The sequence below is a fragment of the Shewanella sp. 8A genome (assembly GCF_023475945.1).
Taxonomy (GTDB): domain Bacteria; phylum Pseudomonadota; class Gammaproteobacteria; order Enterobacterales; family Shewanellaceae; genus Shewanella; species Shewanella xiamenensis.
The window spans coordinates 60,319-82,690 of record NZ_JAMDJP010000018.1 but is presented as its reverse complement, the minus strand read 5'-3'; the positions used below and the strand labels follow the sequence as shown (position 1 = coordinate 82,690).

Annotated in this window: 20 protein-coding genes; 16 read left to right on the top strand and 4 right to left on the bottom strand. The window is 41.3% G+C overall.

Going from position 1 to position 22,372, the window contains the following annotated elements:
- Positions 1-2: 2 nt before the first annotated feature.
- The 9 genes from lspA (at position 3) to M0413_RS14740 (ending at position 8,342) form a co-directional block, all read left to right on the top strand.
- The gene (gene lspA, locus M0413_RS14780) at positions 3-515 is read left to right on the top strand and encodes a signal peptidase II (protein ID WP_037421196.1); all 513 of its coding nucleotides are present in this window, start codon (positions 3-5) and stop codon (positions 513-515) included.
- The gene (gene fkpB / locus M0413_RS14775; protein WP_249554766.1) at positions 515-937 is read left to right on the top strand and encodes an FKBP-type peptidyl-prolyl cis-trans isomerase; all 423 of its coding nucleotides are present in this window, start codon (positions 515-517) and stop codon (positions 935-937) included. Before lspA ends, fkpB begins: the two co-directional genes overlap by 1 nt.
- 1 nt (position 938) lies before the next feature.
- The gene (gene ispH / locus M0413_RS14770; protein ID WP_037421194.1) at positions 939-1,895 is read left to right on the top strand and encodes a 4-hydroxy-3-methylbut-2-enyl diphosphate reductase; all 957 of its coding nucleotides are present in this window, start codon (positions 939-941) and stop codon (positions 1,893-1,895) included.
- 192 nt (positions 1,896-2,087) lie between these two features.
- Positions 2,088-2,675, top strand: a complete 588-nt coding sequence (gene pilV, locus M0413_RS14765) for a type IV pilus modification protein PilV (protein ID WP_047536846.1) — start codon at positions 2,088-2,090, stop codon at positions 2,673-2,675.
- A gap of 13 nt (positions 2,676-2,688) precedes the next feature.
- The gene (locus M0413_RS14760; protein WP_144346244.1) at positions 2,689-3,648 is read left to right on the top strand and encodes a PilW family protein; all 960 of its coding nucleotides are present in this window, start codon (positions 2,689-2,691) and stop codon (positions 3,646-3,648) included.
- Between the two features lie 11 nt (positions 3,649-3,659).
- Positions 3,660-4,121 carry a pilus assembly PilX family protein gene (locus M0413_RS14755; protein WP_144376112.1) on the top strand — a complete coding sequence of 154 codons (462 nt, stop codon included), beginning with the start codon at positions 3,660-3,662 and terminating at the stop codon, positions 4,119-4,121.
- Positions 4,122-4,124: 3 nt separating this feature from the next.
- Positions 4,125-7,637 carry a pilus assembly protein gene (locus M0413_RS14750; RefSeq protein ID WP_218738107.1) on the top strand — a complete coding sequence of 1,171 codons (3,513 nt, stop codon included), beginning with the start codon at positions 4,125-4,127 and terminating at the stop codon, positions 7,635-7,637.
- 10 nt (positions 7,638-7,647) lie between these two features.
- On the top strand, positions 7,648-8,040 hold the full coding sequence (locus M0413_RS14745) for a type IV pilin protein (RefSeq protein ID WP_047540417.1): 393 nt from the start codon (positions 7,648-7,650) through the stop codon (positions 8,038-8,040).
- Positions 8,037-8,342, top strand: coding sequence for a TapY2 family type IVa secretion system protein (locus M0413_RS14740; RefSeq protein ID WP_047536832.1), 306 nt, complete (start codon positions 8,037-8,039; stop codon positions 8,340-8,342). The genes M0413_RS14745 and M0413_RS14740 overlap by 4 nt, the downstream gene beginning before the upstream one ends.
- 150 nt (positions 8,343-8,492) lie before the next feature.
- Here the strand turns inward: M0413_RS14740 and M0413_RS14735 are convergent, their stop codons facing one another.
- Together M0413_RS14735 and M0413_RS14730 are read right to left on the bottom strand one after the other, a co-directional pair.
- A complete protein-coding gene (locus M0413_RS14735; RefSeq protein ID WP_144346248.1) occupies positions 8,493-8,987 on the bottom strand; it encodes a GspH/FimT family pseudopilin in 495 nt (164 codons plus the stop codon).
- Positions 8,988-9,262: 275 nt separating this feature from the next.
- Entirely contained in the window at positions 9,263-9,775 is a 513-nt protein-coding gene (locus M0413_RS14730; RefSeq protein ID WP_099457641.1) for a GspH/FimT family pseudopilin, read from the bottom strand.
- A 246-nt stretch (positions 9,776-10,021) separates the two neighbouring features.
- On the opposite strand from M0413_RS14730, the gene glnB reads away from it, so the two are divergent.
- Positions 10,022-10,360 carry a nitrogen regulatory protein P-II gene (gene glnB, locus M0413_RS14725; RefSeq protein WP_011073353.1) on the top strand — a complete coding sequence of 113 codons (339 nt, stop codon included), beginning with the start codon at positions 10,022-10,024 and terminating at the stop codon, positions 10,358-10,360.
- A gap of 192 nt (positions 10,361-10,552) precedes the next feature.
- Positions 10,553-11,842, top strand: coding sequence for an NAD(P)/FAD-dependent oxidoreductase (locus tag M0413_RS14720; protein WP_037421015.1), 1,290 nt, complete (start codon positions 10,553-10,555; stop codon positions 11,840-11,842).
- Between the two features lie 143 nt (positions 11,843-11,985).
- Here M0413_RS14720 and M0413_RS14715 read toward each other — a convergent pair whose 3' ends face one another.
- On the bottom strand, positions 11,986-13,026 hold the full coding sequence (locus M0413_RS14715) for a LacI family DNA-binding transcriptional regulator (protein ID WP_249554764.1): 1,041 nt from the start codon (positions 13,024-13,026) through the stop codon (positions 11,986-11,988).
- 426 nt (positions 13,027-13,452) lie between these two features.
- Between M0413_RS14715 and M0413_RS14710 the strand changes: the two genes are divergently transcribed.
- The 3 genes from M0413_RS14710 (at position 13,453) to M0413_RS14700 (ending at position 18,422) form a co-directional block, all read left to right on the top strand.
- Positions 13,453-16,077 (top strand): TonB-dependent receptor, encoded by a 2,625-nt coding sequence (locus M0413_RS14710; protein ID WP_037421023.1) that lies wholly within the window; start codon positions 13,453-13,455, stop codon positions 16,075-16,077.
- 96 nt (positions 16,078-16,173) lie between these two features.
- Complete coding sequence (locus M0413_RS14705; protein WP_249554762.1) at positions 16,174-17,697, top strand: tryptophan halogenase family protein; 1,524 nt, start codon at positions 16,174-16,176, stop codon at positions 17,695-17,697.
- Between the two features lie 35 nt (positions 17,698-17,732).
- The gene (locus tag M0413_RS14700) at positions 17,733-18,422 is read left to right on the top strand and encodes a SapC family protein (RefSeq protein WP_249554760.1); all 690 of its coding nucleotides are present in this window, start codon (positions 17,733-17,735) and stop codon (positions 18,420-18,422) included.
- A gap of 60 nt (positions 18,423-18,482) precedes the next feature.
- Here M0413_RS14700 and M0413_RS14695 read toward each other — a convergent pair whose 3' ends face one another.
- Positions 18,483-19,391, bottom strand: a complete 909-nt coding sequence (locus M0413_RS14695; RefSeq protein WP_249554757.1) for a sulfite exporter TauE/SafE family protein — start codon at positions 19,389-19,391, stop codon at positions 18,483-18,485.
- Positions 19,392-19,881: 490 nt separating this feature from the next.
- Here M0413_RS14695 and M0413_RS14690 point away from each other — a divergent pair, with 490 nt between their 5' ends.
- Together M0413_RS14690 and M0413_RS14685 are read left to right on the top strand one after the other, a co-directional pair.
- Positions 19,882-20,871 carry a substrate-binding periplasmic protein gene (locus tag M0413_RS14690; RefSeq protein WP_249554755.1) on the top strand — a complete coding sequence of 330 codons (990 nt, stop codon included), beginning with the start codon at positions 19,882-19,884 and terminating at the stop codon, positions 20,869-20,871.
- A complete protein-coding gene (locus M0413_RS14685; protein ID WP_249554753.1) occupies positions 20,871-22,358 on the top strand; it encodes a methyl-accepting chemotaxis protein in 1,488 nt (495 codons plus the stop codon). Before M0413_RS14690 ends, M0413_RS14685 begins: the two co-directional genes overlap by 1 nt.
- Positions 22,359-22,372: the final 14 nt, after the last annotated feature.

Sequence of the window (22,372 nt, the reverse complement as noted above, 5' to 3'; positions counted from 1 at the left end):
GTATGCCATTAACTTGGAAAGACAGTGGCTTACGTTGGTATTGGGTAGTTGTATTGGTGTTTTTGGCCGATCAACTATCCAAACAATGGGTCTTAGCCAATTTTGATTTGTTCGAATCGGTGCAGTTATTACCTTTTTTTAATTTCACCTATGTACGTAACTATGGCGCCGCATTTAGCTTTTTAAGTGAAGCGGGTGGTTGGCAACGTTGGTTATTTACCTTAGTGGCCGTTGGTTTTAGTACCTTGTTGACTGTGTGGCTGCGCAAGCAAGCGGCATCTCTCTGGAAGTTAAATTTGGCTTACACCTTAGTGATTGGTGGCGCCCTAGGTAACTTAATCGATCGATTGATGCATGGTTTTGTGGTGGATTTTATCGATTTTTATTGGGGTAAGAGCCATTATCCCGCCTTTAATATCGCCGATTCCGCGATTTTTATCGGCGCAGTGCTGATCATTTGGGATTCGTTTTTTAACAGCAAATCCGAACAAGATAAAACCGAAGAGGTGAAGTAGTGACTGTGACACGTTCGTTATTGTGCCATATGAATATTGTGCTTGAAGATGGTTCGACCGCCGATAGCACTAAAGCCTCGGGTAAGCCAGCACGTCTCAATATCGGTGATGGTAGTTTAAGCCCAGCATTTGAAGCGCAGCTTGCCTCCTTGAATGAAGGTGATAAGCACAGCTTTACGCTTGAAGCGGTCGATGCGTTTGGTGAGTCAAATCCCGATGCGATTCATTATATGGATAGAATCCGCTTTCCAGCCGACATGGAGCTAGAAGTGGGTGTTATCGTGAGTTTCGCCGGTCCTGGCGGCAGTGAGATCCCTGGAATTGTGCGTGAGGTTGCGGGCGACTCGATAACGGTCGATCTCAATCACCCTCTAGCGGGACGCAAAGTCACATTTGAACTCGACGTGGTGAAGGTACTGTAAGATGAAATTAGATCCTACCAGCCCAAGTTTAAATATTATGCTGGCAAATCCTCGCGGCTTTTGTGCTGGTGTGGATCGTGCCATTAGCATCGTTGAGCGTGCGCTCGAGTTATTTTCACCACCGATTTATGTTCGCCATGAGGTCGTGCATAACCGCTATGTGGTGCAAAATTTGAAAGACCGTGGTGCTGTTTTTGTCGAAGAGTTAGACCAAGTGCCTGATAACAACATTGTTATCTTCAGTGCTCATGGGGTTTCTCAGGCGGTACGTGCCGAAGCTAAAGCGCGTGGGTTGCGAGTATTCGATGCAACTTGTCCATTAGTCACCAAAGTGCATTTGCAGGTCACTCGAGCAAGTCGCAAGGGTATTGAATGTATTTTGATTGGCCATGCGGGACATCCTGAAGTTGAAGGTACCATGGGACAATATGATAACCCTAATGGTGGTGTTTATCTGATTGAATCCCCGGCAGATGTCGAGACTTTAGAAGTTCGCGATCCTAATAACCTCTGCTTCGTGACTCAAACGACCCTCTCGGTAGATGATACTCTCGATATCATCAGCGCCTTATTAAAGCGTTTCCCGTCCATTGAAGGCCCTCGTAAGGATGATATTTGCTACGCGACGCAAAACCGTCAAGATGCGGTGCGTAACTTATCTGCCGATGTTGATTTGTTAATTGTGGTCGGTTCGAAAAACAGTTCTAACTCTAATCGCTTACGTGAATTAGCATTAAAAACGGGTACAGAGTCTTATCTGGTTGATACTGCAGATGATATTGATTCATCTTGGTTTGAGGGTGTAACTAAAGTTGCTGTAACGGCTGGTGCGTCTGCACCAGAGGTTCTTGTACAGCAAGTGGTTCAAGCCATAGCGAAATTAGCGCCAAGTGTGGTGACTGAAGTCGAAGGACGAAAAGAAGATACTGTCTTTGCCGTACCCGCTGAACTACGCTAATTAATGTAGAAAATAGTAGTAAATTGAAAGAGGCCAATGGCCTCTTTTTTATTGTCTAAGTATGACTAAATTCAAACAAAGCATAATGAGATTGCAGCTTATATGCTATTGTTACTGGCCACTTACCTTTTACTCATCTATTATTAACTGTTAGCAATGGTTTTATCGTAAGATTAAGATTTAAAAGGGTAAATAGCTGAAAAGCATGTCAAAAATATGACTAAATTCGAACGATTGACACATCAAGGATTTCAACGAGGCTTCTCACTAATTGAAGTGCTTGTTGCATTAGTGATCTTAGTGATTGGCCTGATCGGTATTTTTAATTTACACATAGTGGCTAAGCGCGGCAGCTTTGAATCTTTTCAGCAGACACAAGCTTCTTACTATGCCAACGATATTATTAACCGCATGAAGCTTAATCGAACTCAATTAGCCAATTATAGCGGAGAATATACTGGAACGCTGGCTAAGCCGGCTAAAGAGTGTGATGTTGCTGTTGGCGCAGTCAGTTTGTGTTCTCCAGCTGAAACTGAAGCTTGGGACCTTTATCAATGGGAACAGAGTTTCATGGGCGCTGCGGAAATCGTTGATGGCCAAAATGTCGGTGGATTAGATACTCCAACAGCTTGTATAGCCATTGATGGAACGACGGTGACTGTTGCCGTGGCATGGAGAGGTATTCGTGAGGGCGCCGGCACAACATACACAGGGAATGAATGTGGTGAGGATCTTGGCACTCGTCGACGTATTTTTGTTGTATCAACAGTGATTATTTAGGCGAGCAGACAAAATGACGAATTTTCAAAAGGGAATGTCGTTAGTGGAGTTAATGGTTTCGATGCTGATCGGGCTATTTCTTACGCTAGGGCTGTTCGCCATGTTTAGTATGTCATCTTCAAATGTGGTAACGACTAGTCAATTCAACCAATTACAAGAAAATGGCAGGATTGCATTGGCGCTGATGGAAAGAGATATTACCCAACTCGGCTTTATGGGGGATATTACCGGAACGGACTTTATTCTCGGAACGAATATGGCTCTAAGAGATGGTATTGCAAATGATTGTATTGGGGCTGGGATAAATAATGGCACATTGCCCAATAATGAACCTGCACACTTTAGAAGACTGTGGGGGTATGAAGCAGGTAAAAGTGCTGTGGAGTTAACGTGCTTAAATGGTGTTAATGCAAATACGGATGTGATCCAAATAAAAAGGCTGGTTGGCCCGCCTGTTACAAATCCCAACGGAGAGCGCTATTACATGGCTGCAAATTCTAGTCAAGCGGTGTTATTTAAAGGGGGGAATCCTCCAAATCCTGCTCTTGAAAATGCACGATTTTGGGAATATCAACATCATATTTATTTTATTAAGAATGATGGTTCAGTGCCGGTATTAAGACGTAAAACGTTAACTAAAAACAATGGTATGAACAATGAAGAACAATTAGTCGAAGGCATAGAAAATATGCGTATTCTCTATGGTTTTGATAATGATGGCGATGATGCCGCTGATAGTTTTATGCCTGCTGAAAATGTTACACCTTTAATGTGGGATAACGAATTATTTCAGCGTTTAGTTGCTGCGAGAGTTTATTTATTAGTTAGAGCAATCGATGAAGATAAAAGCTATACAAATGATACGACTTACACTTTAGGTGACAAGGAAATCAAAGGATTAAATGACCACTTTAGACGAAAAGTGGTTTCAACCACTATGGTGCTTGCCAATCCTGTGTTAATTCGCAATTAGAGGGTAAAGGGATGAGAAAGCAGAAAGGAATAGTACTATTTTTCGCACTTATTGTACTGCTTTTGATGACAATTATTGGTGTCGCATTGGCCGTCAATTCAACACAATCTATGCGTATGTCTGGTGCAGGCTCTGAGCGAATCGAAGCAAAATCAATTGCGGATGGTGGTCTAGAGGCTGCGATAGCTGCTAATAGGGGGCCTAGCTTAGCCACTCTAACCAATGTGACCACAGGAACTGAGTTCGGTGCAAAACAAACTTTAACACCGATTCCATTTGAACTGGATGCCAGTGGTAATGTGGTTGTTGGTGCGAAAGATGTTGGTTGTCAACGGAGTACTAGGCCAAATAGCGGTAATATCATCAGTTGTCGGCGAGTAGAAATTAGTAGTACAGCTAATTTTGGTCGCGATAACTTAGGGCAACTCACCGTTGTAGCAGGTGTAGAGCAAGAAGTTTTAACAGGGAGTTAAGATATGCTAATCAAAAAGCTCACTTTGTGTACATTGCTTGCATTGGCTGTAACGTCAACTTCAACCTCAACCTTTGGCGATGATACGGAATTATATGTTAAAGAGTCGACAACTCGCACGGGTGCTCGGCCTAAAGTTTTGGTAATTTTTGATAACTCGGGAAGTATGTCTACCGAAGAAATTACTCAGGTGATTGATTATGATCCCGATTATGATTATCCCCCTGTAAGTGGTTCGGGTTACAGTGGCGACCGAATCTATTACACAGTGGGAGGCGGTGCATTACCAAAGCCTGATACAAGTTCTGATAGACGATATTTTGATGCCACGATAAACGGTTGTAATCAAAGTAAAGCTGCATTGGATCAATATGGCCGTTTTACAGGTTATATTCGCGAGTTTACTTCAAGTGGGACTACGGGAGTGTGGAAAGAGTTTCCCGAGACAGATGGTCGTAATATTAAGGTGGTTGATTGTTGGGAAGATATTTCTCAAGTTGATCCTCGGAACTCATCCTCTTATTCAAATGGTTTTCCCGCTAACGGCTTAACCACTGGTTCAGGTAAACGAAAAACGGCATTTCCCTACTATACATCTGCATCTCCCAGTAATACCTGGGCTGATGCCTTAGCCGCCGCAAAAAATACAGATTTTGGTGTTGGTCAGCCTGTCACTTTTTATACAGATAACTATTTAAGATGGTATTGGTTGTCTAAAGACGGACGGTTGCCAACCGTAAAAGTTTCAAGGTTAGAGATTGCGAAGAAGGCGATTTCTAACATTATTAATTCTACCCCAACCGTGGATTTTGGGTTGGCTGTATTTAATTACAATTATCCTAATGAGGGGAATAGGGATGGTGGCCGGATAGTTTCTGGTATTACACAAATGACGGATGCTGCTCGAGATAGCTTACTATTAACTATTGATAAGTTACCAGCAAAAACTAATACACCTTTGTGTGAAACTATGTATGAAGCCTATCGTTATTTTGCTGGTAAAAGTGTTGTTTTTGGACACGCGGATACCGATTATGGCTCTTATGTAGGCAATCGCCCTCCTTATGATACTTCTGTAGAAAAAAACGGTACTTATAGTAGCCCATTTAAAGTTTGTACTGATATTGCCTATGTGATTTATGTTACTGATGGCTCACCAACAGTTGATGGAAGTGCTAATAACGATGTTAAAAGTTTAACTGCGGCAGCAAGTAAAAGCGGTGATTATTCCTCATTTTCTCAGGGTTTAAGTTCGCCTAGTTATTTACCTGCATTAGCAAGTTATATGTTCAATAATGATCTAATCAATAAACTTGATAGCTCTAACACTGAGCAAATGCAAAATGTGCGCACTTATACTATTGGTTTTAGTAAAGGCGCAGAGGATGCGGCCCCCTTATTAGCGGAAACTGCTAAACGTGGTGGTGGCTTATATTTTGCGGCTCAGAATAGTTTAGAATTACAAAATGCCCTTAATGATGCGTTATCAAATATTCTTAATATAGACTCGAGTTTTACTTCTCCAAGTATTGCGAGTAATAACTTTGATAGAACACAAACCTTTGATGCTGCTTACTATGCGATGTTTTTACCAGGTAAAGGTCCTCGCTGGAGTGGTAATTTAAAGAAACTTAAAGTAACAGCTGATGGCACCTTAGTTGATAGTCAAGGAAATGCGGCTATTGCTGATAACGGAAATATTAAAGATACCGCTTGTACGATTTGGTCTGATTGCGCCAGTCAAAAAGATGGTAATAAGGTGGAGGTTGGTGGTGCTGCGGCTCAAATCAAGAGTCAAGCGAGTCGAACCATTTTGAGTAATTTAGGAGGAGCAAATAGTTTGTCTCCTCTTACGTTATCGAATGCACAAAGTGCCGCTGGTGGCGATCAAGCTTTAGCTACCTTTATGAGGACCAGCATTGATGAAGTCGCAAATACTCTAGACTGGTTAAAAGGTATTGATGTTGACGACGACAATAAAAACGGTAGTACAACAGATAAACGCAGTGATGTTATGGGAGACCCTTTACATTCGAAACCTCTTGCATTGAATTTTGGTAGTGAAACGGCCACGGATATCCGAATTATTTTGGGCACAAACCAAGGCGTTTTACATATGTTTAAAGATGCTGGTGAGTCAGTGTCAGAAACATGGGGATTTATACCCTACGAGCTTTTACCAAATTTATTTGAGCTTAGAACGAATGACCCATCAGGTGTCCACACTGTGTATGGAATGGATTCATCTCCCGTTGCTTATACTGAAACGGATTCTACCGGTAAAGTAAACAAGGCTTGGGTTTTTGTAGGTATGCGGCGTGGTGGCTCATCTTATTATGCTCTAGATGTATCTAATCCAGACAGTCCCTCTCTTATGTGGACTATTAATCCTTCTAGTGATGGTTTTGCCGATCTAGGTCAGACATGGTCGGAACCAATTGTGACTAAAATCGTAGGTTACGATAAACCGGTATTGATTTTTGGTGGAGGTTATGATGTGAGCTTTGATGCTACGCCGACGACTTCACCCCTAGGTAGTGTTGTATATATTGTTGATGCACAAAAGGGAACGCTGATCCATTCTTTTGGCGGATCGGCGAGTGGAGCAACTGTGCTTCCAGGTATCCAAGGCAGTATTCCTAATTCAGTCGCAGTGCTTGATAGCAACACTGATGGCTATACAGACCGCATATATGCATCGGATGTTACAGGTAATATTTGGCGTATGGATTTACCTACAGCAAGTTCAAGTACATGGACCGCTTTTAAGTTTGCTTCATTGGGAGGTTCAAATAGCGATAATAGACGTTTCTTCGCAGAACCTGTGGTTGCGCAAACAATGTTTACTAATTTGTCCGAAGTATCGGTGACAACAGGGACCGAAACCGTAACGACGAAAACACACCAAAATGTCCCCTATGATGCCGTTGCTGTGGGTAGTGGAATGAGGCCAAGTCCTTCAAGTACTGATGTTAATGATATGTTTTTTATGCTTCAGGATCGTAACGTCGTCACTAAGAGTTTTACGGGAAGTAATGTGCCCGCAACGATTACAGTTAATAATTTGTATGATGTGACATCAAGTGCTCCTACGTCAGAAACGGATAATATCAATTTCGGTACTAAACTTGGTTGGTATTATGATTTTTCTGGACTCGGTGAAAAAAGCTTGACTGCGGCACTGATTGTTCAAGGAAAAGTATATTTTACCTCTTATTCACCGCCAGCTGATTCTGTTGCTGATAACGTTTGTTTAGTTTCTGGTGCTGGTAAGCTCTATGCATTTGATTTACATAAAGGAACAAGATCTTTTTCTCAGTTATATTATGAACTCGGAGAAAGAGTTCCTGACACGCCGCAAATTGTGATCCCAGCTCCAGAATCTGGTAAGGATCCCTATATCTATATTATTGGTGTCGGAAAAGGCGATAAAAATGAAAATGGTGAATACAGTGGCACGATAAACGTCGCTTCTGGTTTAGGTGTAAATAAAATTTATTACCATATAAATGAGTAAATATTTGTATATGAAGATTAAAGATAACGGTTTTACATTAATTGAAGTGATGATAGTTGTTGTTATCATCGGAATTTTATCGGCAATCGCATATCCTTCTTATACTCGATACGTGGCGCAAAGTACGAGAGCTGAAGGTTTGTCGGCGTTGATGAGATTAGCCAATTTACAAGAACAGTATTACTTAGATAATCGTAAGTATGCTACTGATTTAACTAAGCTGATAGGCGCAGATCCCTATATTACTGAACATGGTAATTACTCTGTGACATCAAGTGGTACTACATCATTTACGCTAAAAGCAGTCGCAAAAGGAGTACAGGCAAGCAGAGATTCATCCTGTACACCTTTAACCATTACAGATACCGGGGCTAAAGGTCCAAGTACGGAGTGTTGGAAATGAAACGAGTCATTCTCTCCACGATTTTGGTGTTGATATCGAGTAAAGTTTGGGCTGACAGCGGAAATCCACAGGTCGAACAGGATTTTAAATGTTATATTACGTTTAAAAATAATGCTGAAATTGCTTTTTATCGTTGGAAAATGAGTGAAATGCCATTGAGAATGGCAAATCTTGTTGGGACTCTTCGTCAGTCGAGTGATGGTAAAAAGTCTTACATCAATGCAGTAGAAGAATGCGTTGAGCTTAATGCTTCTTTCAACAGCCTTAAGGCTCAAGAATTGGATAAGTTGACACCTAGATAAACACTTTTAGTGATTCATTTTAAGCTTAATAAAAACTTAGCGCCAAAACGATGGTTTTAAACTTAGCATTAAAAATGCCAAATCGTTTTATTTGATTTGGCATTTTTGAAATTGAATATAGTGATAATTTGTAAGTGGATGCTCAGTCAGTTATAAGCAATTTTGGTTATCACTTCCCTCTTTAATTAATCCTGATGTACTAATGTTTATGCTTTTAGAACCATCACTTTCTCCACTTGGGCAATATATAATCGATGTTTCAGTAGAGACTAGGCCATCAGAAGTAAAGTTCACGGTTTTATCTGTCGGGCCAGTTAGTGAAATAGTATCTTTAGAGTTAAATCCATCTATTACCTTTAGGACTTTTTTTGAACCATTTTTTTCAATATACACACTAAACCCCTTACTCCAGTCATTACCACAGGGGGAGGCTGCATAGGGGCATACTGTGACTGTAGAACCGTAATTCACCGCTTGATTTCGCGCAAAGGCAAAAAGGTCATTAATTTTTTGTATTTCATTTGCGCTACGAGTCGCTTCATACATTGCAGTAAAAGAGGGGACGCCAATAGAAAGAAGTAAAGCCGCAATTGCGATGGTGACCATTAGTTCAACTAAAGTAAAACCTTTTGAGAGAGTAAACATTGAATAATCCTCGCGTTAACTCGGTTAAGTATATGCGAGAGAGCCTACAAGATCAGTAACTATCTAAGATATTCAATATAACCAATAAGTTGTTTTACAGTGTCGTTTATAATTAGCACAGCCAATACACTAGGTTTAAATGGTTTTAGTTATGTACGAGTAATTTATATTCAGTATAGAGAAAGCTGATGCTCTGCATCTCAATACTGTGGCAGTGCATTAACAACTTAGCTGCATTCAATGGGTCGTGTACTAGCATATTAACCAATATGCATTTATTTACAGTCAATATTTTTTGCCGTAGATAAGCGAACTCGTCCCGCTTGATTGACCACAATTGCTTTAGAATTTTTGTTATCTAATGTTCGTGGGCAATATTTAAAGGTGCCGTTACTGCCTGATGCAAGCCCATCTGGCTGAAATCTTACAGAGTTACGGTTGTACTTTATGAAATCTTTGCTATCGAATTCATCAATAATCATTATCACTTTATCATTTAAATCAAGTGTTTCAGCTGCACCTGAGTCAGTAAAAACAGAGATACCTTGCTGCCAGTTATCAGTGCACTGTCCATTAACGAGAGGACAAGCAGTTACCCTATATCCGTAGTTTATTGCGGTGTTACGTGCAAATGCGAATGTTTGTTGAACAGTTTTTATATTCGAATCTGCTCTAAAATGGTCAGTTATGTCAGTATACGCTGGAGCCCCAATCGTAAGGAGAAGTGTTGATATGGATAAAGTGGTGAATAGTTCTATCAGGCTAAAACCATTTTGATGGGTTTTCATAACAGTTCCTTTGTCATAAGTATCCCGCATCCAGCAGGCGGTTTTAAACATCAACAGCTAACTCCAAGTATAAATGTCAGGCTAGGATCTGCGATGTAATTTTTAGATTTTTATGTGCTAAGAACCGTTTTATAGAAACTGTGTTTTATGAGTAAAGCGATGCCAATGCTTCAATAATGCCTTAACCACGTGTAAGCTAGTGTTATTCTGTTTGATTATCTGTAAGCAAGTGCTGAGGAATGTTTGATGAAGAAAGTTGAAGCCATTATTAAGCCTTTTAAATTAGATGATGTGCGCGAGTCACTTGCTGAGATTGGGATCACGGGAATGACTGTGCTCGAAGTCAAAGGTTTCGGTCGTCAGAAAGGACATACGGAGCTTTATCGTGGTGCTGAGTATATGGTTGATTTTTTGCCAAAAGTAAAAATTGAGCTTGTGATCCAAGATGATCTCGTTGATCAAGCTATAGATGTGATTGTTGAAACTGCACGTACTGGTAAGATTGGTGATGGCAAAATTTTTGTGACAGATGTTGAGCGGGTTATCCGGATTCGAACTGGGGAAGAAAACGAAGAAGCGGTTTAAATCTATTCTTTTAAAATTAGGGCCTGAGGGCCCTTTTTTGTTGCCTAAATTTTATCATGTAGCTCATTAAGTCGTTCGATTTCTGAAATATCTTTAATGTAAAATGGTCTGCTTAGTTAGACTAAAGTAGTTATCTCTTATCTGTTCCATGGTATAACTTAGCCACTTAAATGAGCTTGTGAGGTTGTTATTTTGGCTACGAAACGAATCGTGATTGTGGGCGGTGGAGCTGCAGGTTTAGCGCTGGCCTCAAAATTAGGCCGTAAGTTGGGCGGTGGTGATGTCGTCGATGTCTGCTTAATTGATAAAAGCCCTATTCATATCTGGAAGCCAAAATTACACGAAGTTGCTGTGGGGGTTATCGATCAGTCGATTGAGGGATTACTTTACAGAGATCATGGCCTTAAAAATGGATATCGTTATATTCGTGGTGAAATTGAGCAGTGTGAACCAGATGCAAAGACTATTCAGCTTGCTGCTGTATATAGTGATTCAGGAGAATTATTGCTTGAACCTCGTCAGATTGAATATGATTATTTAGTTCTGGCCTTAGGTGGAGTATCCAATAGCTTTAATACCCTAGGAGCGGAGCAACATTGTATTTTTCTCGATAGTTTAGATAACGCTAACTTATTTCATCAAAAGCTCTTGGATGCCTTGTTACAACTCAATGAAACACAAGAGAAAGTCAGTATAGGCATTGTTGGCGCAGGCGCAACAGGCGTTGAGTTAGCCGCTGAACTTCATCATGTGATTGAATCAGTTAAAGAATATGGTTACCTTAATATCTCAAAACATCATCTTGATGTGCATCTTATTGAAGCCTCTCCCAAAATTCTTCCCCAACTACCAGAGCGTGTAAGTGCTAGAGCCCAAGCCGTACTTGATAAAATCGGTATTCGTTTACACATCGGGGTGCAGGTAAAGGAAGTGACGCGTGACGGCTTCATCACTCAAGATGGTGATGTGATTGAGGCAGGCCTAAAGGTTTGGGCGGCTGGCGTTAAAGGTCCAAAAGCCTTCCGAAATTTTTCTAAACTGCCTATTACGCCGCGAAACCAAGTCGAAGTTGATGCCTGTATGCGGGTGAAAGGCCATCAAGATATTTATGCCATTGGGGATTGCGCCCTATTAATTCTTGAGTCTGGTCAACCTGTTCCGCCACGCGCTCAAGCCGCTGCTCAGATGGCAGATACGCTATATGAGAATATTGTGAACCGGCTACAAAATAAGGCTGAAAAGGCTTTTGTCTATAAAGATTATGGTTCCTTAGTTTCATTAAGCCGCTTTTCGGCCGTGGGTAATTTAATGGGGAATCTGCGCTCTGGTACTTTCTTCGTTGAAGGCCATATCGCAAGGCTGATGTACATCTCTTTATATCAAAGGCATTTAGCGAGCCTATATGGCTGGTTCTCTGCGATTATTTATCGCATCGCACAAAAGCTACTCAAGTGGCAAAGACCAAAGCTGAAATTACACTAATGGTATAAACACGAGTGAGCTATGCTCCCTCGTGTTTTTGTGTAGCATTTATTGGTTTTGGTATTTCTGCTGCAAGAGCATTCGCTTACGTATTATAACGACGTTGCAGTAATTTTTTAAATATCAGCAATATCGGTATAAAGCTATTTCTTACACGTCAACACATCGGCGTGTTTAGGTGAGGCAGAAGAATCGCGGATAACCGGCTCTGGGGTAAATGTTTTTGCAAATTTAGCATCTAGCTCACGACGTTTATCGATTAACAGTTCTGTCGCAACTTGGGCAATTTCAGAATTGGGTTGATGCACTGTGGTAAGTTTCGGCCAAGTTTGGCGTGAAAATGGGCTATCTTCGAAGCCTACAATTGATAGATCGCTAGGAATATCAAGCCCTGCTAAACGAGCGGCAAAAAGTGCTCCAGCTGCAATTTCGTCGTTACAAGCAACAATCGCAGTAGGACGATTTTTAAGTTTAATCAGGATATTTGCGCCTTCGACCCCCGATTCAAATGAGTATTTCCCTTCAATTATGTAATCCTCATTCAGAATTAGATGGTTTTTTGTTAATGCTTGTTTATAGCCAAGTAATCGTTCTTTCGTGGATTCGTGGTGCAAATCACCACTTATAAAAGCGATATTTTTATGGCCCAAATCAATCAAATGCTGGGTTATTTCAACCGCCCCCGACTTGTCATTCACTAAAATGGTGAGCCCATCAGGCTCTTTAACTCCTTCCCCTGCAATAATGCGGACATAATTTGCATCGATCTCGTTGAGAGATTTCAGTACTTTTGGATCTTCTGAAAGTGGCGGTGTTAACACTAAACCTGCAAGCCTCGAATGTTTAACAAGCTGAGTCAGCTCATCACAAATTGTGTCAGATTTAGCATTACAAGGGTGGATAACAAGCTCGTAGCCTTTATCTTTACATGCCGATAAAATCCCATTTTGCATATCAATAATGTAATACGCGTTAGGATTATCATAAATAAAACCAATAGCATAGGATTTTGTCCCTGCCAGATTTCTTGCGGCAAGATTGGGCTGATAATTTAATGCTTTAATGGCCTCGTTCACTTTATCAATCGTGGCTTGTTTCACCGATGGCTCATTATTGGTTACGCGGGAAACTGTCTTGATTGACACTCCAGCATATTTAGCGACGTCGTTGATAGTGACTTTCATTGATCTAAAAACTCTTTATTCGAATTTGCGAAGGGCTAGCAGATTGATGAACCTCAATCCTTTAAGCGTAATTTACAAGCCGACAGCGTTGTCAGTTAACTTTTTATTATGTTGCTTATAGTGCGAGCATTTATGCCGTATAGCAATGCTCATTTGTTACAAACTGCGGCATTTTTCAACTGTTAACACTCCGTTATAAGTTGTAATTTTACATCAAATTATTTAAGTGATTATTTTTGCTTAAATATATTCAGATTCTATCCTGCCAAAGTCAGTGTTATGACATTTTTTTTCGTCCAGAGTTATTTTGTTGTGGCAAGGCTGTTAATTATTGTGTAATGTTTGCTCTAGACATGACAGCGTTGTCATTCCATCGGAATGGTTATGAATACTAAAACGATAATAAAGTTATGGAAGGGAAACGAGATGCGACCATCATCCTTTAAGAAAAGTGTACTAGCTACAAACATTGCTATCCTCCTCGGCAGCGCGGTTTCAATCAGTGCTGTCGCTGCAGAAGCAGCTGCAACTGCAGCCGCTCCTGAAAATATTGAAAAAATTGAAGTGCGTGGTATGAGAGCTTCAATGAAAGCTTCTGTTAACGACAAACGTTTTTCTGACGCTGTTGTTGATGCTGTGACCGCTGAAGATATTGGTAAATTTCCTGACGGTGACGTGGGGGAGTCTTTAGGCCGTATTCCTGGTGTTGCGGTAAACCGTCAGTTTGGCCAAGGTCAACAAGTTTCTATTCGAGGTGCTTCTAGCCAACTCACTAGCACATTATTAAATGGGCATTCTGTCGCCTCAACAGGATGGTTTGATCAACAAGCCATTGATCGCAGTTTTAATTACAGCTTACTTCCTCCCGAATTAGTTGGTGGTATAGAGGTCAAGAAATCTTCTCAGGCTGATGTTGCAGAGGGCGGTATTGGCGGCACAGTGTTAGTTAAGACTCGTAAGCCGCTTGATTTAGAAGCTAATTCTGTATTTTTAAGTGCGAAAGGTGATTACGGTACTGTTTCTGAAGCGACAGATCCGCAGACCTCAGGTTTATATAGCTGGAAAACTGAAGACGAAAAATTTGGCTTTTTAGTTGCTGGTTCATTAGATAAAACTGAATACCAACGTAATGGTATTGAGTCGTTACTTGGTTGGGGGGAAATTGTTCCAACAACTTTCCAACAAGACCGTGAACGCACTGCTGTTAATGCTGCTTTCCAATACAGACCAACTGATAGCCTTGAGTTCGGTCTAAATGTTATGAGTTTGCAGCTTGATGCAAACAATGCCAATACGTCAATTTTCTTATTCCCGACCCAACAGGGTGAAAACAAGTGTCTTAAGAAAAATGCCGCAGGTGTTTGTACTTTAGTTGAGCATACCGATAAAGGTGGTTTTGCATGGGCACAAACTTGGGCTCGTAAGGCAAGCATGTCCTCTGATACAGTGGACCTCGATTTTGCATATCAAGCTGATGCCTATAAGTTAGAAGGCCGTATCGGTAAGACTAAAGCTGAGGGTGGTACCGATTTGACATCCAACTATGGTCAGTCTATTGGTAAAGCGGCAGATTTTGCGGGTATTTACGATGCAACTGGTGATGTTATCAAAATTGACATCGCTAATAATGCTTTCGATGCCAGTGATTTTAATGGCAAGTTGGAAACTGCGGGTTGGGCGTTGAAAAAACAACCTAATACTGATGAAGAGTCATTTGCGACCTTTGATATAACTGTTCCAGTTGAGTTTGGTGTTATTACCTCAATTAAATCAGGTATTAGCTATGCGGATCATGACGTAACTCAAACGACTGAAGCTGCGCAATCATCAAATATTACTGCAAAAGACGCCTCTGAATATTACTCAGGAACTATATCATCAGGTGCAGGTTTTACCTTACCTAAGCCTATCTTTGACAATATGATCAGAGATGCTTACGCCGCCATTGATGGTTTTACTTTAGACAAATCTGGTTACGGTACGCTTCAAGAGAAAAACTTAGCTCTATACACTATGGCCACATTTGCTGGTGAAGGTGTACGGGGTAATTTCGGTTTAAGATATATCTCTACCGATGTTGAATCGGATTATTACGCATTCAGCACAAAAGGTACTTATGCCGATGATTTAAGTACAGATAAGGCAAGCTATAATGATGTTTTACCAAGCGTAAACATTGCATTTGATTTAGCAAGCGATTTAATTTTAAGAGCATCAGCAGCACAAGTTATGTCTCGCCCTAACTACGCAGATCTTTTTGCGACTTCTAAATTACCTGGTTTTAACGACGGTACTCCAGGTAACGAAAAGAAAGTAACTGGGAGTGTGAATCTGTTGCCATTTAAAGCCTCTCAAGCAGATTTAAGCTTAGAGTGGTATTTCAGCGGCGAAGGTTTATTTGCAGCAACTTACTTTATTAAAGATGTTAGTTCATTTATTTCAACCCGTGAAAAATTAAATCAACAAATTGGTATTGAAGATCCAAACTTAGTGAGTCAAGGTGGTAGCTCCTGTGGTGCAGGTATATATGACTGTTGGACAGTGAGTGAAAACTATAATGCTACAGGTGGTTCAATCGATGGTATTGAACTGCAATTACTAGATTCATTCGATAACGGTTTTGGTTACTCCGCTAACTACACCTTTGCCGATGCAACCTCACCTGCTGAAAATTATGCTGATCGTGTAGGAGTGTTCTCAGACTCATCTAAGCACACTGTAAACTTAGTCGGTTACTACGAGATGGATGATTTCTCTGCTCGTATAGCATATAACTGGCGTTCAGAGTATATGATGCGTGAATTACCAGGTTTCTACGGTAACCGCGAGCATCAAGCTTATGGCACAGTAGATTTAAGTGCTAACTATAATGTGACAGATTATCTATCTGTAACATTTGAAGTCGTTAACTTACTTGAAGAAGACAGTATTCAGAAAGGTGTTTCACCTGTTGATGCAGAAGGTGTTATTAGTGAATTTAAAGATAACTACCCAGTATGGAGCTTCGATGGTGAAGCTCGCTACAAGCTTGGTGTAGCGTTACGCTTCTAATTCAATTTAATCACGAAAAAGCCTAGCATTCGCTAGGCTTTTTATTATCAATAAATTTAATAATAAACTTAGGTTTCTCCAATTTAGAGGCTCGTGATGACAATCAGAAAAATAGCTATCATAGGGGGCGGGACTTCAGGTTGGTTAGCGGCAAATCATTTAGGTCGGGTGTTAAAGGGACGTCCCGGCTTATCTATTTCAGTGATTGAATCTCCTGATATTCCTATTATTGGTGTCGGGGAAGGTACTGTGCCTTCGATTAGAAAATCATTACAGAGTTTTGGTATTAGTGAGTCAGAATTTATTCGAACATGCGATGTCACGTTTAAACAGTCTATTAAATTTGTGAACTGGTTAGATAAATCGCGTCACGGAAAGCATAATTTTTATCATCATCTATTTGATATCATTAATTTACACCAAGGTGACGCTGTATCGGCTTGGTTGGCCGAACAAAGCGGACATTTTGCCGATTTTATTTCCCCACAGCATTTAGCTTGCGAAGCGGCTAAAGCACCAAAGCTCATTACTACGCCAGAATATGCGGGCATTTTAGGCTATGCCTATCACCTTAATGCGGCAAAGTTTGCCAAATTACTCGCTAAAAATGCCATTGAGAAATTTAATGTAGAGCATATTTTAACGACAGTACACGACGTGTGCTTAGATGTAGATGGCGCTATCGAGTCATTGCAGACTGAGCAGGGGAATCTATCTTTTGATTTCTATATTGATTGCAGTGGCTTTGAATCTATTTTGTTAGCTAAGGCATTAAAAGTGCCATTTATCAGTAAAGCGCAGCAACTTTTTATTGATACGGCATTAGTTGCGCAAATTCCGACTCAGCCTGCTGATGTTATTCCTCCTTATACTAAAGCAACAGCACATCAAGCCGGGTGGATTTGGGATATTGCGCTTACCCAGCGCCGCGGTACAGGATTTGTATATTCATCAGCGCATATGAATCAAACTGAAGCTGAACAAAAGTTTGACCGTTATCTTGGTGGTAAACTTGCCGATATTCCCCATCGCAAAATCCCTATGACGGTAGGCTATCGTCAACAATTTTGGGTCAAAAACTGCGTTGCATTAGGGCTGGCACAGGGCTTTTTAGAACCCATAGAAGCGACTTCAATTTTATTAACGGACTTTTCTGCTCGATTTCTTGCTGAACGTTTCCCTGCTAATAAAGATGAGGTGGATTACTTATCAATACGTTTTAATCGCACTGTTAACCACGCATGGGAAAGGGTCGTCGAATTTGCCAAATTGCATTATTGTGTGTCAGATAGAACTGACTCGGCATTTTGGCTTGATAATCAGCGTGAAGAGACAATTCCTGAGCCGTTAAAAGAGCGGCTTAACATGTGGAAGTCATTTAGCCCTATTGCAGAGGATTTCCCCTCAAAGTTTGAGGTGTTTAACTTAGATAATTACTTATATGTTCTTTATGGGATGAAATATCCGACTCAACCGCATGATAGAGGTTTAGTCGCAAAAGCTAATTTGAATGCTTATATGAGTAACATGTCGAATATGAAGCGCCATATGTTTGAGGGGTTACCTGAACATAGAGAATTGATTGATAAGATTTGTACTTATGGCTTGCAATCTATCTAAACGCTTTATTTTAATGTGTAAAAAGGAAAAATAAAATGAAAACACAATTTGTACCTTTAAATGACGCAAGTCATAAAAATTTAGCGATTGGGGATAAGGTTGATTACAGCCTTTTTGAAACCATGCATATGCTCCCTCTTCAGGTTCAAGAGTTTATGTCTGCTGCGACCAGTTTCCCTATCGTGTTTACAAAAAACGCTCAAACTGGTGAGTTCCTCTCCATTGCGATTACTGCACTTAAGCCTAATACTAATAAGTTGCTCAAAAACGGTCAGTGGCAATGCCGCTATTTACCTATTCAAGTTCAATTGTATCCTTTTGGAATGAGTTATATAGATAACGACAACGTTATCTTGGGTGTCGATGTCAATAATTCATCAGTGGCAGAACATGAAGCGCATCGTTTATTTGATGATTCAGGCAATCAAACGGTTTATTTATCAAAAAAACTTGAATTGGCGAGTTTACAGGCTAGTTATCATGAGATGACAAAGTACTTTATCAAAGTGTTATTGAATCATGGACTGTTGCAACCACGTACATTAACAGTGACTACACTTGATGGCACTAAAACCAATATTGATGGAATATATACCATTGATGAAGGAAAACTGCAGCAGCTAGACGATACGACATTGCTTGATTTTGCTAAACGAGGTTTCTATTCGGCTATTTATGCGCATCTTTGCTCATTAAATTTAATTGATTTAGTGATGGAAAAATAAACTCAATTTTATATAGTTCGTTTTAATAATATTAAAGCGAACTATTGTAATTGGGGCTATTTAGTTTGCTAGCATCACACTCCCAGTCAAAATAATCCAGCTTGCAAAAAACAGTTTTAAGGTTTTGACTGGGAGAAATAACGCCAGCTTGCGGGCTAACAATCCTCCGATAATTGCACCGGGTCCTGCAAATAGCACTAATTCATATAAAGCGTGACTGTGGTTGGAGAACACGTGTATTGGGCTTGCCGACCAAACGGTTATGGCCGATACCACAACGCCAACCGCGACGGCCATCTTGGCGCAGATACCTCGTAACATCAGATAGATTACAATCAGTTCACCTACACCAACAGACAACCAAGCGGTGATGATCCCGCCAAAGTAACCAATAACCGCTAAACAAAAATAGTCTATGGATTTAAGACTATTACTTTGCAGATAGCGGTGTTGACTGCTGAAAATGATTGCTATCCCAAGTGCGATAGAGAAAAGGCTAAAACTGGTGTGGAGTGAAGAGGGCGAAGTTAGTTGCCATAACTCGCTGCTCCAAAGGCCAAGTACTGAAAAGCATGCACAAAGCAAGATACATGGAATAAAACCATACCAAGTTTTATCCATATGGTGATGCCGTTGATAGTATCTTGACCATGAAATTGCGCCAGCAGTCATGCCAAAACACTGGATCATAAAAGACGTTGAAACGCTTTGAGTTTCGGTAAAATCTAAACTAGAGAAAACAGGGATGAAAATAACGCCTCCGCCTGCTCCAGTTGAATTAGCAAAGATAGCTCCTGTTATTCCTAAAAATATAAACTTGCCATATTCTTTAATTAACTCAAATGGTTGTGCGAATTGAACAAACCAAACTATCCATGTGCTTAACAGAGTGAGCAGTACCGTTAACGACCGATAATATTGGCCGCTGAAGGTGTTTTTACGCTTAAAGGTAGGGATATATGTGAGCATCTTTTTAAGATAACTGAGTGTGGCGTTTGAGTTGTTGCGCCTATGTTATCAGTCAAAGACAGCGTTGTCATATAGGTTGATAAATATAGATTTAAATTTAAATAATTGAAATTTAAAGAATAAGTTTATCTTTCTTAAAAATATAAAGCTAATTGTCAAAAAAATGTAGAAATCCTGTTCTTTCTTGTGTAATTTAATGAATGACAACGCTGTCATCTGCTTGTGTGATGCGTTGTTTAGTAAGGTCTGCATGAAGAGGATGAGGTCTCCTTATTCATGTTTTTGGCAGAAGTATTGCTGGTCGGGCGGCGGTACGTTTGTCTTTAATATTTGATAGTCTCTCCCCAGAAACTAGCGTTGGCTGGGTACTGTAAGCAGTGCCCAGCCATTTTTTTAGGTAGAGCGACCTTGCTTAGGATAAGCAAACAAGTTAGCGGCATTAATAAATAAAACTCGCTGGATTTTCCAGTTATAAAAGAGGCTGCGATTCATGGTTATTCATATTGCTACATTGCTTTGCAGCGTAGTGACAACTCTGGCTAAGCGTTTGTTGATGTCCATCTTGGGACTCTGGCCGAGCGTTATGCTGTGTGCGTTGAGTTTCACCGCGATAGCCGCTGTGGAGCCAACGTCGTTCACGCTTACTAATGCTGCTTTTGCGGCTGGCACTTCTTCGGCAAGCAATCCCACTCCTATCAAGATAGTGACTACCATCCAACAGCAATGGCAGTTTAATCTGCTTAAAGAGGCGCTGCGCCGCTCCGGCAAGCCGTATCAAGTAGAACAAATGTCGACGCAGATGAACCAAAAACGCAATGCAGAAGAAGCACTTGCCGGCACTGTTGACGTATTTTGGAGCATGACTTCCAAAGAGCTTGAGGAAACCATGCTGCCCGTACGGATCCCACTGTTTAAGGGATTGCTTGGTAACAGATTATTAATTATCCGTAAGAGTGATGAGGCTAAGTTTGCCAACGTAAAAACACTGGCGGATTTTAAACAATTAACCGCTGGGCAAAACCGTTATTGGCCCGATGCGAGCATTCTCGAAGCCAATGGTGTGCCGTTGGTAACGAGCTATCAGTACACCAATCTATACCCTATGTTAGAAGGTGGACGGTTCGACTACCTTGCGCTTGGCGCACAGGAAATCGGCGATGAACTTGCGAGCCACCCCGATCCCGCACTTAAGATTGATAGCCATATCCTGCTGCAATATCGCTCTCCGGCCTATTTTTTTGTCTCACCAAAACGCCCCGAGTTAGCTGAGGCAATCTTAGCGGGGCTTGAGCACATGATTAGCGACGGTAGCTTCGATGAAATGTTTAATCGTGAACTTAAGATTGAGCAGCTCTACCGTGATGCGCAGTTTGAGCGGCGCGTGATTATCCGCTTAGATACGCCAGATTTACATCCCTTAACGCCGATTGAACGCCAGGAGCTGTGGTTAGATCTATTTAGTATGCAAGGTGCAACATAATGAAAAATTTAGCCTTAAAAGTACAAATTGGGCTAGCTGCGGCGATATTTATGATAGTGAGCGCCTTGTTTGGGGCGTCCTATTGGTTGGCGAGCAATAAGTTAATGAGCAGCGAAATGGCCTTTGAAGACAATACGGTCGCTAATCTGCAAGTCACAATGGCACAGCCGATTTTTACCTACGATTACGAACAGATCCGGGCTGTATTATCCGTCATGTTAAAGTCTGAACAAATTTATCAAATTACCGTTGTGGATCATCGCGGTAAGCTGCTCGCAGAGGATAAACAAGTCGAGGCAGTTGCCACCAACTATCTACAAACAAGAGAGTTACAGTTCAGCGACCAAGGTAATCCTACCGGGCGTCTAACCATTACTTTTTCCATTTTGCCCGTAAAAGCGCAGTTATCCGAGTTGTTGCTGAGCTACTTTATACAGGCTTTGTTGATTTTAGCGGGCAGCCTCTTCGTGATTTTCATTATTTTAAAGCGTTTAGTGATCACCCCATTAGATAAGGTTGTCACCGCGTTAGAAGAGATTGCTAATGGTGATGGCGATTTAAGTCATCGATTACCCGTTGAAACTGAAGATGAAATTGGCAAACTCGCCAATGCTTTCAACGGTTTTGTCGAACACATTCACGGCACGATTTCAAGGGTGCATGAAACCTCTGGTCTGCTATTGGGCGATGCTAAAGCGCTGGGCACGTTGTCGCAAAGCAACAATCAAAGGGTGCAAGCTCAGCTTAAAGAAACCGAAGCCGCAGTCACGGCCGTGACTCAATTGAGTGCCAGTGCCAACGAAGTGGCCATCAATGCTAAACGTACCGCCGATGCGGCAAACCAAGCCGATAGAGCGGTTGACGATGGCCAGCGTCAGTTTGACTCGGGCTTAGCCATTACTCGCCAACTTGCGGCTGAGTTAGCACGTTCGGCTCAGTCGGTGTCGCAGTTACAACAGGAAACGCAGCGTATTGATGAAGTTGTAGTGGTGATCAGCAGCATTGCCGAACAGACTAATCTACTGGCGTTAAATGCTGCGATTGAAGCTGCCAGAGCGGGTGAGCAGGGGCGTGGTTTTGCCGTTGTTGCCGATGAAGTGCGCTCTTTAGCGAGCCGCACCCAACAGGCGACGGGAGAAATCCAAAAAATGATCCAACAGGTGCAAAGCCGAGTTGCCGAAACCGTGAATGTGATGCAATCGAGCCAGACTCTCTCCAATCAAGGGGTCAATCGTTCGGAAGAAATTAAGCTCGTTCTATCTAAAGTGACTGATTTAGTTTCAAATATCAGTAATATGAATATCGAAGTTTCCCATGCGGCGCAGGAGCAAACCTGTGTCACCGAAGCGATTTCTCGTACATTAAATGATCTTGCCAATGTCTCAGGTTCAGCCTCCCTCGATAGTGAGCATCTAGCACAATCGAGTGAGCGACTGTTTCACCAAGGGGAAAGACTGCGGACGTTAGTAACTTCCTTCAGATTGTAGCCATTTCTGAAGCT

Bases quoted from the DNA above. Each gene is read 5' to 3' on its own strand.
- lspA (WP_037421196.1), top strand. From the start codon at position 3: ATGCCATTAACTTGGAAAGACAGTGGCTTACGTTGGTATTGGGTAGTT.
- ispH (WP_037421194.1), top strand. From the start codon at position 939: ATGAAATTAGATCCTACCAGCCCAAGTTTAAATATTATGCTGGCAAAT.
- M0413_RS14760 (WP_144346244.1), top strand. From the start codon at position 2,689: ATGACGAATTTTCAAAAGGGAATGTCGTTAGTGGAGTTAATGGTTTCG.
- M0413_RS14755 (WP_144376112.1), top strand. From the start codon at position 3,660: ATGAGAAAGCAGAAAGGAATAGTACTATTTTTCGCACTTATTGTACTG.
- M0413_RS14750 (WP_218738107.1), top strand. From the start codon at position 4,125: ATGCTAATCAAAAAGCTCACTTTGTGTACATTGCTTGCATTGGCTGTA.
- M0413_RS14745 (WP_047540417.1), top strand. From the start codon at position 7,648: ATGAAGATTAAAGATAACGGTTTTACATTAATTGAAGTGATGATAGTT.
- M0413_RS14740 (WP_047536832.1), top strand. From the start codon at position 8,037: ATGAAACGAGTCATTCTCTCCACGATTTTGGTGTTGATATCGAGTAAA.
- M0413_RS14735 (WP_144346248.1), bottom strand. From the start codon at position 8,987: ATGTTTACTCTCTCAAAAGGTTTTACTTTAGTTGAACTAATGGTCACC.
- M0413_RS14730 (WP_099457641.1), bottom strand. From the start codon at position 9,775: ATGAAAACCCATCAAAATGGTTTTAGCCTGATAGAACTATTCACCACT.
- glnB (WP_011073353.1), top strand. From the start codon at position 10,022: ATGAAGAAAGTTGAAGCCATTATTAAGCCTTTTAAATTAGATGATGTG.
- M0413_RS14715 (WP_249554764.1), bottom strand. From the start codon at position 13,026: ATGAAAGTCACTATCAACGACGTCGCTAAATATGCTGGAGTGTCAATC.
- M0413_RS14710 (WP_037421023.1), top strand. From the start codon at position 13,453: ATGCGACCATCATCCTTTAAGAAAAGTGTACTAGCTACAAACATTGCT.
- M0413_RS14705 (WP_249554762.1), top strand. From the start codon at position 16,174: ATGACAATCAGAAAAATAGCTATCATAGGGGGCGGGACTTCAGGTTGG.
- M0413_RS14700 (WP_249554760.1), top strand. From the start codon at position 17,733: ATGAAAACACAATTTGTACCTTTAAATGACGCAAGTCATAAAAATTTA.
- M0413_RS14695 (WP_249554757.1), bottom strand. From the start codon at position 19,391: ATGCTCACATATATCCCTACCTTTAAGCGTAAAAACACCTTCAGCGGC.
- M0413_RS14690 (WP_249554755.1), top strand. From the start codon at position 19,882: ATGGTTATTCATATTGCTACATTGCTTTGCAGCGTAGTGACAACTCTG.
- M0413_RS14685 (WP_249554753.1), top strand. From the start codon at position 20,871: ATGAAAAATTTAGCCTTAAAAGTACAAATTGGGCTAGCTGCGGCGATA.